This window comes from Streptosporangium sp. NPDC049376 (assembly GCF_044466505.1).
In the GTDB taxonomy this organism is placed as follows: domain Bacteria; phylum Actinomycetota; class Actinomycetes; order Streptosporangiales; family Streptosporangiaceae; genus Streptosporangium.
Window position 1 is genome coordinate 436018 of sequence record NZ_JBITMT010000001.1, and the last position, 13797, is coordinate 449814.

General features: G+C 71.6%; 16 protein-coding genes. 7 read left to right on the top strand and 9 right to left on the bottom strand.

What is annotated here, in order from left to right:
- Nucleotides 1-190 precede the first annotated feature (190 nt).
- The 3 genes from ACIBVQ_RS01970 to ACIBVQ_RS01980 all read left to right on the top strand — a co-directional run bounded on the left by ACIBVQ_RS01970 (nucleotide 191) and on the right by ACIBVQ_RS01980 (nucleotide 3483).
- Complete coding sequence (locus tag ACIBVQ_RS01970) at nucleotides 191-784, top strand: copper resistance CopC family protein (protein ID WP_352008769.1); 594 nt, start codon at nucleotides 191-193, stop codon at nucleotides 782-784.
- A complete protein-coding gene (locus tag ACIBVQ_RS01975) occupies nucleotides 781-2820 on the top strand; it encodes a cytochrome c oxidase assembly protein (protein ID WP_362910605.1) in 2040 nt (679 codons plus the stop codon). The genes ACIBVQ_RS01970 and ACIBVQ_RS01975 overlap by 4 nt, the downstream gene beginning before the upstream one ends.
- A gap of 264 nt (nucleotides 2821-3084) precedes the next feature.
- A complete protein-coding gene (locus ACIBVQ_RS01980) occupies nucleotides 3085-3483 on the top strand; it encodes an ATP-binding protein (RefSeq protein ID WP_362910603.1) in 399 nt (132 codons plus the stop codon).
- A gap of 32 nt (nucleotides 3484-3515) precedes the next feature.
- Here the strand turns inward: ACIBVQ_RS01980 and map are convergent, their stop codons facing one another.
- Nucleotides 3516-4364 carry a type I methionyl aminopeptidase gene (gene map, locus ACIBVQ_RS01985; protein ID WP_352008772.1) on the bottom strand — a complete coding sequence of 283 codons (849 nt, stop codon included), beginning with the start codon at nucleotides 4362-4364 and terminating at the stop codon, nucleotides 3516-3518.
- A 45-nt stretch (nucleotides 4365-4409) separates the two neighbouring features.
- On the opposite strand from map, the gene ACIBVQ_RS01990 reads away from it, so the two are divergent.
- Nucleotides 4410-4589, top strand: a complete 180-nt coding sequence (locus ACIBVQ_RS01990) for a hypothetical protein (protein WP_352008773.1) — start codon at nucleotides 4410-4412, stop codon at nucleotides 4587-4589.
- A 7-nt stretch (nucleotides 4590-4596) separates the two neighbouring features.
- On the opposite strand, the gene ACIBVQ_RS01995 is transcribed toward ACIBVQ_RS01990, so the two are convergent.
- Complete coding sequence (locus ACIBVQ_RS01995; protein ID WP_399175039.1) at nucleotides 4597-5259, bottom strand: cyclase family protein; 663 nt, start codon at nucleotides 5257-5259, stop codon at nucleotides 4597-4599.
- The gene (locus ACIBVQ_RS02000; RefSeq protein ID WP_362910599.1) at nucleotides 5256-5519 is read right to left on the bottom strand and encodes a hypothetical protein; all 264 of its coding nucleotides are present in this window, start codon (nucleotides 5517-5519) and stop codon (nucleotides 5256-5258) included. The genes ACIBVQ_RS01995 and ACIBVQ_RS02000 overlap by 4 nt, the downstream gene beginning before the upstream one ends.
- 103 nt (nucleotides 5520-5622) lie before the next feature.
- On the opposite strand from ACIBVQ_RS02000, the gene ACIBVQ_RS02005 reads away from it, so the two are divergent.
- The gene (locus tag ACIBVQ_RS02005; RefSeq protein WP_399175041.1) at nucleotides 5623-6639 is read left to right on the top strand and encodes a LysR family transcriptional regulator; all 1017 of its coding nucleotides are present in this window, start codon (nucleotides 5623-5625) and stop codon (nucleotides 6637-6639) included.
- On the opposite strand, the gene ACIBVQ_RS02010 is transcribed toward ACIBVQ_RS02005, so the two are convergent.
- The gene (locus ACIBVQ_RS02010) at nucleotides 6611-7192 is read right to left on the bottom strand and encodes a hypothetical protein (RefSeq protein WP_352008777.1); all 582 of its coding nucleotides are present in this window, start codon (nucleotides 7190-7192) and stop codon (nucleotides 6611-6613) included. The genes ACIBVQ_RS02005 and ACIBVQ_RS02010 overlap by 29 nt on opposite strands.
- A gap of 119 nt (nucleotides 7193-7311) precedes the next feature.
- Here ACIBVQ_RS02010 and npdG point away from each other — a divergent pair, with 119 nt between their 5' ends.
- Nucleotides 7312-7977, top strand: coding sequence for an NADPH-dependent F420 reductase (gene npdG / locus ACIBVQ_RS02015; protein ID WP_352008778.1), 666 nt, complete (start codon nucleotides 7312-7314; stop codon nucleotides 7975-7977).
- A gap of 79 nt (nucleotides 7978-8056) precedes the next feature.
- Here the strand turns inward: npdG and ACIBVQ_RS02020 are convergent, their stop codons facing one another.
- From ACIBVQ_RS02020 to ACIBVQ_RS02035, 4 genes are read right to left on the bottom strand one after another with little or no spacing between them, the layout of a single operon-like run.
- Nucleotides 8057-8662: a response regulator transcription factor gene (locus tag ACIBVQ_RS02020; protein WP_352008779.1), complete on the bottom strand. Its 606-nt coding sequence runs from the start codon at nucleotides 8660-8662 to the stop codon at nucleotides 8057-8059.
- Nucleotides 8659-9759, bottom strand: coding sequence for a sensor histidine kinase (locus ACIBVQ_RS02025; RefSeq protein ID WP_362910589.1), 1101 nt, complete (start codon nucleotides 9757-9759; stop codon nucleotides 8659-8661). Before ACIBVQ_RS02025 ends, ACIBVQ_RS02020 begins: the two co-directional genes overlap by 4 nt.
- Nucleotides 9760-9776: 17 nt before the next feature.
- Entirely contained in the window at nucleotides 9777-10553 is a 777-nt protein-coding gene (locus ACIBVQ_RS02030) for an ABC transporter permease (RefSeq protein WP_399175043.1), read from the bottom strand.
- Nucleotides 10550-11479: an ATP-binding cassette domain-containing protein gene (locus ACIBVQ_RS02035; RefSeq protein WP_399175045.1), complete on the bottom strand. Its 930-nt coding sequence runs from the start codon at nucleotides 11477-11479 to the stop codon at nucleotides 10550-10552. The genes ACIBVQ_RS02030 and ACIBVQ_RS02035 overlap by 4 nt, the downstream gene beginning before the upstream one ends.
- Before the next feature lie 123 nt (nucleotides 11480-11602).
- Here ACIBVQ_RS02035 and ACIBVQ_RS02040 point away from each other — a divergent pair, with 123 nt between their 5' ends.
- Nucleotides 11603-12775 (top strand): trans-sulfuration enzyme family protein, encoded by a 1173-nt coding sequence (locus ACIBVQ_RS02040; RefSeq protein WP_399175047.1) that lies wholly within the window; start codon nucleotides 11603-11605, stop codon nucleotides 12773-12775.
- Between the two features lie 74 nt (nucleotides 12776-12849).
- On the opposite strand, the gene panB is transcribed toward ACIBVQ_RS02040, so the two are convergent.
- Nucleotides 12850-13704, bottom strand: a complete 855-nt coding sequence (gene panB, locus ACIBVQ_RS02045; protein WP_362775335.1) for a 3-methyl-2-oxobutanoate hydroxymethyltransferase — start codon at nucleotides 13702-13704, stop codon at nucleotides 12850-12852.
- Nucleotides 13705-13797 lie beyond the last annotated feature (93 nt).

Here is a 13797-nt window from a genome sequence, read left to right on the forward strand (position 1 = left end):
AACCGCTCCGTTCCGCCGGGCTCACGGGTTCGGCGGAGCGGAATGGAAAAGGTGACATCCGAAAGGCCATGCCCGGGGATTGCCGGGCATGGCCTCGGACGTTTTACGGACGGCCGCAGAGGCGGGTCGCCGGCGCGTGCAGACACGGAGGTAGGGACCGCATGAGGGCGTCGGTAGCCTTGGGGGTGCCATGAAGACTTCCCCTGCCGCGGCAGCCCTCACGCTCCTGGCCGCTCTCCTCCTCGGTACGGCTCTCGCCTCACCCGCCCTGGCGCACGACTCGCTGAAGAGCAGCGACCCCGCCAAGGGCGCCACGGTGGACGGCCTGGACCGGGTGAAGCTGACCTTCACCTCCAAGGTCAACTTCCCGATCGTCGTGGTGCACGCCAAGGAAGGCGCCGCCTACCAGGAGGGCAAGCCCGTCATCGACGGGCCGGTCGTCACCCAGCGGCTCAAGCCGGGCCTGCCGCCCGGGGAGTACGTCATCGCCTACCAGGTGGTCTCCTCGGACGGGCACCCGATCGACGGGGAGATCCCCTTCACGCTGAGCGGCTCCGGTGATCCGTCTCCCTCGCGGAGCGCCCCGGCCGCCGACCCCGGCACCGAGCCGAGTGCCGCGCCGGCCGCCGAGGCCGCTCCCTCGTCACAGGAGGCCGCCCCCGTCGCCCAGGCGGCGCAGGAACCTTCGAGGGGCATCCCCGGCTGGGTGTGGATCGTCGTCGGCGGTCTCGTCGGAATCGGCATCGGGCTGATGTTCAGCCTGCGCGGGAAGAGGCGGTCATGAGCAGGCGGGAGCGGGCCGTGCCCGCCGTGGAGGAGACGGCGGACAACGGGAAGGTCGTCAGGATCGCCCTCGCGAGCGCGGCTGTCGCCGTCGTCGCACTGGTGATCGCCATGATCGCCGGAGGCGCCGCGACCCCGCGCGTCATCCCCGGTCTGCCGGACGAGGGCGCGTTCACCCGCTGGGGCCTGCCGCTGTCGAAGATGCTGATGGACGTGTCGGGGGTGCTCACCGTCGGCGTGCTGCTGGCCGCGACGGTCTTCCTGCCCAGCGACAAGGGACTGCTCGGCAAGCCGGCCCTCGCCTACGTCAAGGGCGCCTCGTGGCTCGCGCTCGCCTGGGCGGCCTCGGCCGCCGCGACGATGATCTTCAGCCTGTCCGAGGCGCTCAGGGTCCCCGTCGCCGACGTGCTCGGCGGCGACGAGCTGACCAGCTACGCCAGCCAGATCTCCCAGGGCATCGCGCTCACCCTCGTGGTGCTGTTCTCGATAGCGATCGCGCTGTTCGCCCGGGGGACGATCACCGTGGGGGCCTGCGGAGGGCTGCTGGTGCTGGCCATGGCCACGCTGCTGCCCCCGGCGCTGACCGGGCACTCCTCCTCGGCCCCCAACCATGACCTCGCGACCACCGGGGTGGCCGCGCACCTGCTCGCCCTGGCCCTGTGGGTCGGCGGCCTGGCGGTGCTGTGCTTGCACGCGCTGCGGCGGCAGCCGCTCCTGGAGACCGCGGCCACGCGCTTCTCCACGCTGGCACTGTGGTGCTTCGTCGCCGTCGGCCTGTCCGGCCTGTTCAGCACGGTGGCCAGGCTCACCTCGGTCGAGGAGCTGTTCACCTCCGCCTACGGCCTGATGCTGCTGGCCAAGACCGCGGCGTTCGCGGTGCTCGGCGTGTTCGGCTGGTGGCACAGGAAGCACACGCTGCCGCAGCTCTCCGCGGGGACGCCCAGGGTGTTCGCCCGGTTCGCCTCCGTCGAACTGCTCATCATGTTCGCGACCGTCGGCGTGGCCGTCGTGCTCGCCCGCACCGCCCCGCCCGAGGAGGTCCTGCGGACCGACCCGGTCGTCGACCTGCTCGGCTACCCCCTGCCGCCGGAGATCTCGGTGGCGAACCTGGCGTCGCTGTGGTGGTTCGACCTGTTCACCGGCACCATGATCGCCCTGCTCGGCGGCTTCTACCTGGCCGGGGTCGTACGGCTGTCCAGGCGCGGCGACCACTGGCCCGCGGGCCGTACGGCCGCCTGGTTCGTCGGCCTGCTGATCCTGGTCCTGGCCACCCAGACCGGGGTCGCCCGCTACGCCAAGGTGCTGTTCAGCGCGCACATGGCCGAGCACATGACGCTGGCCATGCTGGTGCCGATCTTCCTCGTCCTCGGGGCTCCCGTCACGCTGGCGCTGCGGGCCCTCAAGCCCGCCGCCCGCAGGGGCGACCGGGGTCCCCGCGAGTGGCTGACCACGATCCTGCACAGTAGGTTCGTCCGGTTCGTCACCCATCCGGCGATCGCCACCGCGATCTTCGTGGTCTCGACCTACGCGCTGTACTTCACCCCGCTGTTCACCGCCGCGATGGAGGAGCACCTCGGCCACATGGCCATGACGGCGCACTTCCTGCTGAGCGGCTGCCTGTTCTTCTGGGTGATCATCGGGGTCGATCCCTCACCCCACACGCTGCCCCACGTGGCCCGGCTGATCGTCCTGTTCGTCACGATGCCGTTCCACGCGTTCTTCGGTATCGCGCTGATGAGCATGGGGACGGTCATCGCCGCCGAGTGGTACGACCAGCTCGGCCGTACGTGGGGCGCCTCCTCGGTGGCCGACCAGCAGACCGGCGGCGCCATCGCCTGGGGCTTCGGGGAGATCCCGACGCTGATCGTGCTGATCGCGCTGGCCTTCCAGTGGTGGCGCGACGACGACCGCAAGGCCCGCAGAGCCGACCGCAGGGCCGACGCGGCCGCGGCCCGCACCGGGGGTACCGGCGACGCGCAGCTCGACGCCTACAACGACTATCTGGCCAAGCTCAACCAGCGCGACAGCTCCCAGTGAACCGCGGCCGTCTCCACGGCCCGCTCCGCGATATGCCTCACGGCGGCCGAGTCCGGTCGCCCGGACGTCAGGTGATCCTGTCCACCAAGGCCATTGGCGGCTCCGGCAAGTAACCTGGAGAAAACGGGGATCAGCACCACCGCGACGGCACACCGATCGCCACGCGCCGTACCCGGACACATACGGGGGTCCACGTGTCCGGACAGGGAGGCCGGTGACCGCCGTACGCGGCGGAAGGGGTGAGCAGTGGCCAAGGAACTGAGCATGCACGCGGACCGAACCCTTGCCCGGGCCCTTGAGGAACACCTGACCGGGTGGGCGCGCGACAACGACGTCACCGTCGAGATCTGGGCGCTGCCCGCCCGCGACGTGCCGGCCGAGGTCACCGGCGCCCTCCTGGCCACCCTTGAGGAGGCGTTGTCCAACGTCCTGCGGCACAGCGGGGCCGACGTCGTCTCCGTCGCGGTGACCCTGGGACAGTCGGGCCTGCGCATGACGGTCAGCGACAACGGGGCCGGAGTGTACGGCTCCGCCGTAGGCAGGGGGGTCGCCGCCATGCGCGGGCACTTCGCCGGCGTCGGCGGGACGCTCAGCGTCAAGGGCGTCCCGGGCGGGGGAACCACCGTCACCGGGACCGTTCCCATCGGACGCCTGGGACGCTGAGCGGGCCGCCCGGGAGACGCCGGGCGCGGCCGTCAGGGAAGCGTGAGGATCTCGTGGCCGCTCTCGGTGACCAGGATGGTGTGCTCGAACTGGGCGGTCCGCTTACGGTCCCGGGTCACCGCGGTCCACCCGTCGGGCCAGATCTCGTAGTCGATCGTGCCGAGCGTCAGCATGGGCTCGATGGTGAACGTCATGCCGGGTTCGAGGGTGACCGCCAGCGACGGGTCGTCGTAGTGCGGGACGATCAGCCCGGAGTGGAAGGTCGTGCCGATGCCGTGCCCGGTGAAGTCGCGCACCACGCCGTAGCCGAACCGCTTGGCGTAGGCCTCGATCACACGGCCCGCCACGTTGAGCTGGCGTCCGGGGGCGACGGCCTTGATGGCCCGGTTGGTCGCCTCGCGGGTGCGCTCGACCAGCAGCCGGGACTCCTCGTCGACCTCGCCGACCAGGAAGGTCGCGTCGGTGTCGCCGTGCACGCCGCCGATGAACGCGGTGATGTCGACGTTGACGATGTCGCCGTCGCGCAGCACGGTGTCGTCGGGGATGCCGTGGCAGATCACCTCGTTGATCGAGGTGCACAGCGACTTGGGGTAGCCGCGGTAGCCGAGAGTGCTGGGGTAGGCGCCGTGGTCGCAGAGGAACTCGTGGCCGATCCGGTCGAGCTCGTCGGTCGTGACGCCGGGCGCCACGTGCCTGCCGACCTCTTCGAGCGCCTGGGCGGCCAGCTTGCCCGCGACCCGCATCCGCTCGATGATCTCGGGGGTCTTGACATCGGGCTCCCCGGTCTTGGGGGATTTCTTCCCTACGTACTCCGGCCGTTCGATGTGGGCGGGAACCTTTCGGGTGGGCGAGATCCGCCCGGGCTGGAGCAGTGTCGTCATGGTCCCCCAGTCTAGTTGCGGTTCTCACTGGGCAGGATTGATCGTATGAGCGATCGATGGTGGTTCTGTCTCACGCACATGGCGGTCGAGCCCGACGAGGGCTGCCCGAACAAGGACCGCATGGGTCCCTACGAGACCCGGGAGGCCGCGGCCAACGCCCTGAAGACCGCGGCCGAGCGCAACGAGTCCTGGCGCGCGCAGGACAAGGCCTGGGACGACGACTGAGCGGACGCTACCGCTCCTCGACGACGGCGTAGGCGCGGACCGGGAAGGTGCCCAGGCCCACGACCATCGGGGGAGCGGCGTGGAGGCGGAACCCGGTGTCGGGAAGCGCGGACAGGCCGGTCATGTGCTCGACGATCGGGACGCCCGCGCCGAGCAGAAGCGTGTGAGCCGGGCGCTCGCCCCTCGGCGGGGTGTCGTCGATGTTCAGCGAGTCGATCCCGACGAGGGCCGCCCCCTGCTCCTGCAGCCACCGCGCCGCCTCCGGTTCGAGGTAGGGGTGGCCGTGGAAGTAGGCCTCGGTGCCGAAGTGCCGGTCCCAGCCGGTGTGGACGAGCACGGCCCTGCCGCGCACCTCAAGACCGGTGAACCGGTCGGCTCCGACGGACCGTTCCCCCTCGGCCCTGACGACCAGTCCGGGAAGGTCGGCGACCGCCTCCAGCGGCACCCCCGACAGGTCGGGGCCGTCCGGGTAACGGTGGTAGGGGGTGTCGAGGTAGGTGCCGGTGTTGGCGGCCAGCTCGACGGTGCCGATGTGGAACTCGGTGCCCGGGGCGTAGACCTCGCGTGAGGCCTCCCTGCTCAGGTGCACACCGAGCCGGGGTCCGGGGACGCCCGGGTAGGTGAGCATGCCGTCGGTGATGCGGTGGCTCAGCTCGATCAGCCGTGTCATGGGAGACCCATCGTCTTTCTGTCGTTCCGGGCGTTTCTGAGCACGGCGGTCAGCCCGATCGCGGCCCAGACGACGTTGAGGATCGCCGAGGGCCACGCGGAGTGCCAGGCCGCGTTGACCATCAGGGCGGCCGATCCGGCGAGGTTGATCACCTGGTACGGCAGGCCGTCCCCGGCCATCCGGGACGAGGACACCATGGCGTAGCCGTACAGCATGACGGCGGCGCCGGACCAGCCGAGGACGTCGACGAGGAGGGGCACAGGATCACGCCCCGGTGGGGAGGGTGCTCATGCCTCCATGGTCCCGGCCTCCCTTGTTGAAGCGCAAATAAAGTCTTCTAAACAGGAGCGTAAGCTGAGCTGCATGGAAATCGATCCGCGGCGGCTGCTGGTGCTCCACGAGGTGGCGGTCCGCGGCGGCGTCATGCGGGCGGCCGAGGCACTGCACCTGACCGCCTCCGCGGTCTCCCAGCAACTCGCCCAGCTCGAACGGGAGGTCGGTCTCGCGCTCATCGACCGTTCGCAGCGCCGGGTCGCCCTCACCCCCGCGGGCCGGGTGCTGGCCGGATACGCCGGGCGGATCGAGGAGGAGCTCAGCGAGGCCAGGCGGGAGCTGACCCGCTTCACCGAACTGCTGGCCGGTCCCGTCTCGATCGCCGCCTTCCCCACGGTCATCCGGCACCTGGTGCTGCCCGCCCTGGTCACCCTCGCCGAGCGCCACCCCCAGGTCGCCCCCCGCGTCCACGAGCTGTACGGCGCGCCCGCCCTGCGGGAGCTCAGGCTCGGCGGGATCGACCTGGCCATCACCGAGCAGGACGCCGACGAGCCCGTCCCCACGCACTCCGCGCTCGTCTCGCACCCGCTCTACGTGGACGAGTACCGCATCGTGGCGCCTCCCGGCTGGGCGGAGATCCCCCGTGCCGTCACGGACCTGGGCGGGATGCCGTGGATCGCCGGACCGGCCGACCAGGCCTGCGGGCAGGCGCTCGAACGGCTGGCGGCCCTGCACGGGTTCACCCCGCGCAGGGCGCACGTCATCGAGGAGTTCCCGCCCACCCTCTCCATGGTCGCGGCGGGGCACGGGGTGGCGATCGTCCCCTCGCTGGCCCTGCTGGAGGTCCCCGCGGGGGAGGTCGTGGTGACCGGCATCTCCAACGTGGGAGCCCGCAGTCTCAGCGTCGTGACCCGGATCAGCCGTGCCCGCTCGGGAGAGCCGGGACCGGTGCAGGCGGTGGTCATCGCCGCGCTCAGGGAGGCGGCGCAGGCTCTCGGCGCCCGGGTCGGCAAGCGCTACGGGACGCCGCGACGACGGCGCTTCACCTGGGGCACGGACGGTGGACAGGCAGGGGCGGTCAGTAGGAGGGGACCCGGGGGCCGCTGACCCGTTCGAGCAGCCTGGCCAGCCTGTCGCGCAGGCCGGGCCGTCTCCCGGTCTCACCCGCGGCCAGGCTGATGAGGTGCTGGGCGCCGTCGAAGGAGAGCGGTGCCCGCTCGGTGACGGCCAGCGCGTCGTGGGCGAGGCCCTCAAGTTCGGGGTCGCCGCCGTCGAGCGCCAGGACGGTCGCCCCGACACGCCGGGCGTCGCTGACCCGTTCGAGCAGGGGCGCCGGGGCCCGCTCCTCGGCCACGACGAACAGCGTCTCGCCCCGCCTCGCCCGCTCGATCCGGTCGAGCCCCACACGCAGGTGCTCGGGGGCGTCGGGGGCGGGGGCCCAGCGCACCAGGGTCGGAGCGAGCTGGGGAAGCCCGGCGAGCCTGGCCTCGTCACCCAGGTGCGCGGCCAGGTGCCAGGGCTCCTCGCCGGGCGTGCCGACGACCAGCAGTCCGCCGGGTGAGCGCGTCGCGCGCAGCGTGAGACCGAACTCGCGGGTGCGCTCGACCCAGCCGGAGGAGGAAAGGATCTCACGTAGGATTTCCGCTGACCGAGAGTCCATCCCTCCATGGTGCCCCCCGTCGCCCCGGTACGGCCCGAGGAACACGACCCTGGCATGATCTGGACAGACAACGCCGGGCAGGGCTGCCGTGAGGGCAGACAGTGAGCGGGGAGCGACCAGTGAGCACCGATCTTCCAGACGTGAGCGGCATCTCCATCGGAATCCTTGGCGGCACCGGTGACCAGGGCAAGGGACTGGCCAGGCGGTTCGCCCTGGCGGGCAATCCGGTGCTGATCGGCTCGCGCAGCGCCGAACGCGCCCAGGAGGCCGCGGCGGGTCTCGGCGGCCAGGTGAGCGGCGCGGACAACGCGACCGTGGCGGCCCAGGCCGACGTGGTGATCGTGGCCATCCCCTGGGACGGCCACCGTTCCACCCTTGAGTCCCTGCGCGCCGAGCTGGCGGGGAAGATCGTCGTCGACTGCGTCAACCCGCTCGGCTTCGACAAGCAGGGGGCCTACGCGCTGCCCGTGGAGGAGGGCAGCGCCGCCCAGCAGGCCGCCGCCGTGCTCCCCGACAGCCGGGTCGTCGCCGCCTTCCACCACGTCTCCGCCGTCCTGCTGCTCGACCCGGAGGTCGAGGAGATCGACCTGGACGTGCTCGTCCTGGGTGACGACCGCGAGGCGACCGACACCGTGCAGGCGCTGGCCTCCCGGATCAACGGTGTGCGCGGCGTGTACGGCGGCCGCCTGCGCAACGCGCACCAGATCGAGGCGCTGACCGCCAACCTCATCTCGATCAACCGCCGCTACAAGGCCCACGCCGGGTTGCGCGTCACCGACGTCTGAGTCTCGTCACCGGCCGGGTCCTGTCGCCCGGGGGCGCCCCCGGGCGACCGCGGCAGGCGTGGAGATCCACGGACAGGCTTCAGATCCAGCCGACGTCCTGGGCGATCCTGATGGCCTCGACCTTGTTCCTGGCGCCGGTCTTGGCGATCGCCCCGGTCAGATAGTTGCGGACCGTCCCCGCCGACAGGTGCAGCCTCGCGGCGATCTCCTCGGCGGGGGCGCCGAGCGCGGCCTCCCTCAGCACGGTCGTCTCCCGCGGGGTCAGCGGGCTGGCGCCGTAGGCGAGGGCGGTGGCGACCAGTTCGGGGTCGAGTACCCGCAGGCCCTGGGCGGTCCGGCGGATCGCGTCCGCCAGCCGGTCGCCGGGGGCGTCCTTGACCAGGAACGCCTCGATGCCCTCGGCCAGCGCCCTGCGCACCTGCCCCGGCTGACCCATCGCGGTGAGGACGAGCACCCGGCAGCCGGGCAGCCGTTCCCGCAACTCGACGGAGGCGGTGATGCCGTCGACGACGGGAAGCTCGATGTCCAGCACCGCGACGTCAGGACGGGTCCGCAGCGCGGCGGGCACGATCTCGTCGCCCCCGGTGACCTCGGCGACCACCTCGATGTCCGGTTCGAGCCGCAGCAGCGCGACCAGCGCCGCCCTGATCATGTGCATGTCCTCGGCCAGCAGCACCCTGATCACGCGGGCACCTCCATCGCGAGCCGGAACCCGCCGCCCTCGGTCCGGCCTGCGCTGACCGAGCCGCCGAGTCCCTCCGCCCGCTCCCGCAGGCCGGTCAGCCCGTTGCCGCGCCCGGCCCCTCTGCGGGCGCGGTCGTTGACCAGTTCAAGGCGCACCGCGCCCTCGTCCGCCGAGGTGCTGATCGAACAGGTCGTGGCCTGGCTGTGCCGTACGACGTTGGTGACCCCCTCGCGCACGGCCCAGGCGAGGGCCTCGTCCACCGGGCGGGGGACCGCCAGTTCGGCCAGGTCGGTCCGGCAGCTCACGCCGGAGGCCTCAAGCAGCGCGACCGCCCGGTGGACCTCCTGCGCCAGTGACATCTCCCGGTATCCCCTGGCCACCTGCCGCACCTCCTGCGCGGCGTCCCTGGCCACGGCCGCCAGCTCGGCCAGCTCCGTCTTGGCCGCCCCGGGGTCGGCGTCCACGAGCCGGTGGGCGAGGTCGCCCTTGAGGGCGATGGCGGTCAGGCTGCTGCCCAGGCCGTCGTGCAGGTCACGGGAGATCCGCAGCCGTTCCCGCAGCACCGCGGCCTCGGCCAGCTCCGTCCTGGCCTTGGCGAGCTGCTCGCTGACGACGGCCAGCCGCACCGCCCCGTAGGTCACCCCGCTCGTCACGACGACGGTGACCAGGTTGTACAGGGCGAGCGGCACGCTGCCGCCGGAGACGACGAACCCCATCCCCAGGTCGATCACCCCGATCACGGCCATCACGGGGATCGCCGCTCCGAGCCGCAGCCTGAGGAGCACCGCGGAGGCCAGGATCGTCTGCATGCTCGACGCCCAGTTGTAGCCGAGGAAGGGCGAGAGCGAGAACAGCACCGGGATCGTCCCGTAGGTGACGGCGATCTCGACGATCAGGGCGACCGGCACGCCGCGCGGCTCCCGCCCCCGCAGTGCCCGCCGTACCACCAGGTGATGCGGAACCAGGAAGGCGAGGGCGGCCACCGTCAGGATCACGGCCTCCAGGGGGGTCGTGACCAGAGAGAAGATGACCAGGGTGAAGCCGACGGCGATGACGTAGACGGTGCCCACGGCCACGTGCTGGGGGGTGATCCGCATGTCAGGAACCTACCAACCTACGATTTCCTGCTCTCCCAGCGGAACCTGCGGACGATGACGAGCGCCCCGATCGCCGCCCAGACCGCCAGCTTCAGCGTCGGTACGGCGGCCGCCCGCAGGTCGCCGCCCAGGCTGCCGTGCGCCGCGTAGGCGGTGCGGGCCATGTCCACGATGGCGTCGGTCGGCAACAGGCCGAGGACCGTGCCCACCCAGCCGGGCAGCACCTGCATGATGGGGCCGAAGCCGCCCGCGCCGAGTCCCGCCAGCAGGAAGAACGGCATCGCCATCGGGGCGGCCAGCTCGCTGCGCGGCACGGCCACGGTGAAGGCCGCGCCCAGCAGGCACAGCACGAGGGCGCCCGCGACCACGGCGAACAGGTACAGCAGCGGGTCACGCGGCACCGGCAGGCTCGTCAGCCCGTACAGCGCGACCGAGACCAGCACGGTCAGCGCCGTGCTCTGCAGGACGAGGTTGGCGATCTCTCCGCCGAGGATGTCGCGGTCGCTGAGGCCGGTGGCCCGCAGGCGCTTGAGCAGGAGCTGGTCGCGCCGGACGCACAGGGTGACCGTGGTCTGCTGGAACGTCGAGATGACGAGGACCGTGGTCAGCATCCCCAGGTGCATGTTGACCAGGAGCTCCTGGCTGCCGGCCCCCAGCCGGTCCATCAGCAGCGGCATCCCGGTGCCGAGCAGGAGGAACAACGCCACGGACGTGCTCAGCGCCGTACGGTCCCGCCAGAACAGGCGGCCGTCGAAGCGGGTGACGACCGCCAGGTCGCGTGCGGACACGGTCACACCACCTCCTTCTTCTTCTTCTTCTTCGTCTCGTCGGTCTTCTCGCCGGTCGCGAGGTCGAGGAACAGGTCTTCGAGCGTCGCCGTACGGACCTCGAAGCCGCGCAGGCGCAGGCCGTGACCGGCCGCCCAGTTCAGCAGGGCGTGGGCGGTGAGGTCGGGGTCGGGGACGCGGTAGACGGCGAGGTCGCCCTCCGCCGTCGCGCCGGGGACGGGCAGGTCCTCCAGGCGGGTCGAGGGGGGCAGCTCGAAGGCGACCCGGCCCGTCTGGGCGGCCAGGGTCTCGGCCATCCCGCCGCCCGCGACGACCGTCCCACGGTCCATGATCACCATGCTGGAGGCCAGGCGCTGCGCCTCCTCCAGGTAGTGCGTGGTGAGCAGGATGGTCGTGCCCTGCCCGGCCAGCTCCAGGATGATCTCCCAGGTGTCCCGGCGGGCCCTCGGATCCATCCCGGTGGTCGGCTCGTCGAGGAAGAGCACGTCCGGCCTGCTCAGAATGGCCAGAGCGAGGTCGAGACGGCGCTTCTCCCCGCCGGAGAGCTGGCGCACCCTGGTGCCCGCCTTCGCGTCGAGCCCCGCCAGCCCGAGCGCCTCGTCCCTGGGCCTCGGGGCGGCCACGAAGTCCCGCCAGGCGTCCACCGTCTGCGCCACGGTCAGGTCGGGGAAGAACCCCGCCTCCTGGAGCATGATGCCGCTGCTGCGGCGCATCTTGACCCGGTCCTTGACCGGGTCGAGGCCGAGCACCCGGACCGTGCCCTCGTCGGCCTCCTGGAACCCGGCCAGCACCTCGACCGTGGTGGTCTTCCCGGCGCCGTTGCGCCCGAGCAGGGCGAAGATCTCTCCCTGCGCCACATCGAACGAGACGTCCCTGACGGCCGTGAAGTCCCCGTAGCTCTTCCTGAGCCCGTCCACCTGAATCGCTGTCACAGCTCAAAGCATGCGGTTCCGGCTGCCGCCGCGGCAGTGAGGAATTCACATGTCTGGCGCATCAGGGCAAAGTCCTCGGACCCTCCTCGACTAGGTCCACGGCGTGGTGGACATCCTTGACACATGACTGAACTTCGCCCGGAGACGCGCACCGTCCACCTGCCCAGGCCGTCGCTGAACGGCAGCCGCCCCATCGCCGTGCCGATCTACCAGACCTCGGGCTTCTCCTTTGAGGACCCGGCCGTCTTCGCCGACGGGATGAACCGTCCCGACGGGGCCTTCGTGTACGGCAGGCTGTCCAACCCGACCGTCCGCTCCCTAGAGGAGGCCGTCGCCGGGCTGGAAGGCGGCGTCGGGGCGGTCGCGACCGCCTCGGGCATGGGGGCGATCAACTCGGTGCTGCTCGGGCTGCTCAAGCCCGGCGACCACCTGATCGCGCAGAAGCCCCTGTACGGCGGCACCGCGGCGATGCTCAACGACCTGGCCTCGCGCTTCGGCATCGAGGTCTCCTACGTCTCGGAGGACGACCCGCAGGCGTTGCGCGCCGCCGTACGGCCGGAGAGCAGGCTGGTCTATCTGGAGACCATCGCCAACCCGGTGACCCAGGTGGCCGACCTGCCGGGGATGTGCGCCGCCGCCCGTGAGGCGGGGCTGGTCTCCGTGGTGGACAACACCTTCGCCTCACCGGTGCTGTGCCGTCCGATCGAGCACGGGGCCGACATCGTGGTCCACTCGACGACCAAGTACCTGAGCGGGCACACCGACGTGCTCGGCGGCGTCGCGGTCTTCGCCTCGGAGGAGCTGTACCGCAAGGTGTGGCACTTCGCGGTCGAACTGGGCGCAACCGCCGACCCGTTCGCGGCCTGGCTCACCCTGCGCGGCATGCAGACGCTGCCGCTGCGCATGGAACGCCACTGCGCCAACACCCGGGAGCTGGCCCTGCGCCTGGACAACCACCCCGCGGTCGTCGCGGTGCACTGGCCCGGCCTGCCCTCCCACCCCTCGCACGCCCTGGCCAGGAAGCTGCTGCCCGACTTCGGCGGGGTCTTCTCCTTCGACCTCGTCGGCGGGCGGGCGGCGGGCGAGAAGTTCATGAGCTCGGTACGGCTGGCGCTGCTGGCCCCGTCACTCGGCGGCGTCGAGACCCTCGTCCTGCACCCGGCGACCACCTCGCACCGGTCGCTGACGCCGGAGGAACTGGCCCGGCACGGGATCGGCGAGGGCACGGTCCGGGTCGCGGTCGGCATCGAGCACATCGAGGACCTGTGGGACGACTTCTCCCAGGCGCTCTCATGACGATCCGCTGAGGGGTGTACGGCCCGGCGAACACCGGGCCGTACACAGTGGTTCAGCGGTGGGTCAGCGGTGGTTCAGCGGTAGCTGTGCTCGACGGTGGGGAAGGCGCCGCCGGTCACCTCGTCGGCGAAGGCGCGTACCGCCCGGTCCATCTCGCCCGCGAGGTCGGCGTACCGCTTGACGAACTTCGGCGGGTTGGGGGTCAGCCCCATCAGGTCCTGCCAGACGAGGACCTGGGCGTCGGTCGCGGGACCGGCGCCGATGCCGACCGTCGGGATCGACAGGGAGGCGGTGACCCGCTCGGCGAGGTCGCCGGGGACGCACTCCAGGACCACGGCGAAGGCCCCGGCGTACTCCAGGTCCTTGGCGTCGGCCATCAGCTCGTCACCCGACTGGCCGCGCCCCTGCACCCGGTAGCCGCCGAAGGCGTTGACCGACTGCGGGGTCAGGCCCAGGTGGGCCATCACCGGGATGCCCGCCGAGACCAGGGTCTCGACCTGGGGGAGGACCCGGCGCCCGCCTTCGAGCTTGATCGCGTGGGCGCCGGCCTCCTTCATGAAGCGGGCGGCCGTCTCCAGCGCCTGCTGGGGAGAGGCCTGGTAGGAGCCGAACGGCAGGTCGGCGACCACCATCGCGCGGGAGGAGCCGCGCACCACGGCCGAGGTGAGCGGGAGGAGCTCGTCGACCGAGACCGGCAACGTGGAGTCGTGGCCGTAGACGACCATGGCGGCCGAGTCGCCGACGAGCAGCACCGGGATGCCTGCCTCGTCGAAGACCCTCGCCGTCATGGCGTCGTAGGCGGTGACCATCGGCCACCTCTCGCCCCGTTCCTTGGCCGCGGCGATGTCGCGGACGGTGACCCTTCGCCCGGCCTTGCCGCCGTAGAGGGCGGTCGGCTGGCCGGCCGTGGAGGGCCCGGAGGAGGGCATGGACGAAGACACAGAAGAGGGCATGGAAAGCCTCCAGTGAAGTCTCGAGGCGTCCCTGTGACGTCCCCGGACTGCTTCCGATGATTGCACGCG

What these genes read in the sequence shown, in the direction of transcription:
- ACIBVQ_RS02010 (WP_352008777.1), bottom strand. Translation starts at nt 7,192, where the DNA reads ATGGACTCTCGGTCAGCGGAAATCCTACGTGAGATCCTTTCCTCCTCC.
- ACIBVQ_RS01980 (WP_362910603.1), top strand. Translation starts at nt 3,085, where the DNA reads ATGCACGCGGACCGAACCCTTGCCCGGGCCCTTGAGGAACACCTGACC.
- ACIBVQ_RS01990 (WP_352008773.1), top strand. Translation starts at nt 4,410, where the DNA reads ATGAGCGATCGATGGTGGTTCTGTCTCACGCACATGGCGGTCGAGCCC.
- ACIBVQ_RS01975 (WP_362910605.1), top strand. Translation starts at nt 781, where the DNA reads ATGAGCAGGCGGGAGCGGGCCGTGCCCGCCGTGGAGGAGACGGCGGAC.
- ACIBVQ_RS01970 (WP_352008769.1), top strand. Translation starts at nt 191, where the DNA reads ATGAAGACTTCCCCTGCCGCGGCAGCCCTCACGCTCCTGGCCGCTCTC.
- map (WP_352008772.1), bottom strand. Translation starts at nt 4,364, where the DNA reads ATGACGACACTGCTCCAGCCCGGGCGGATCTCGCCCACCCGAAAGGTT.
- ACIBVQ_RS02025 (WP_362910589.1), bottom strand. Translation starts at nt 9,759, where the DNA reads ATGCGGATCACCCCCCAGCACGTGGCCGTGGGCACCGTCTACGTCATC.
- ACIBVQ_RS01995 (WP_399175039.1), bottom strand. Translation starts at nt 5,259, where the DNA reads ATGACACGGCTGATCGAGCTGAGCCACCGCATCACCGACGGCATGCTC.
- ACIBVQ_RS02005 (WP_399175041.1), top strand. Translation starts at nt 5,623, where the DNA reads ATGGAAATCGATCCGCGGCGGCTGCTGGTGCTCCACGAGGTGGCGGTC.
- panB (WP_362775335.1), bottom strand. Translation starts at nt 13,704, where the DNA reads ATGCCCTCCTCCGGGCCCTCCACGGCCGGCCAGCCGACCGCCCTCTAC.
- ACIBVQ_RS02040 (WP_399175047.1), top strand. Translation starts at nt 11,603, where the DNA reads ATGACTGAACTTCGCCCGGAGACGCGCACCGTCCACCTGCCCAGGCCG.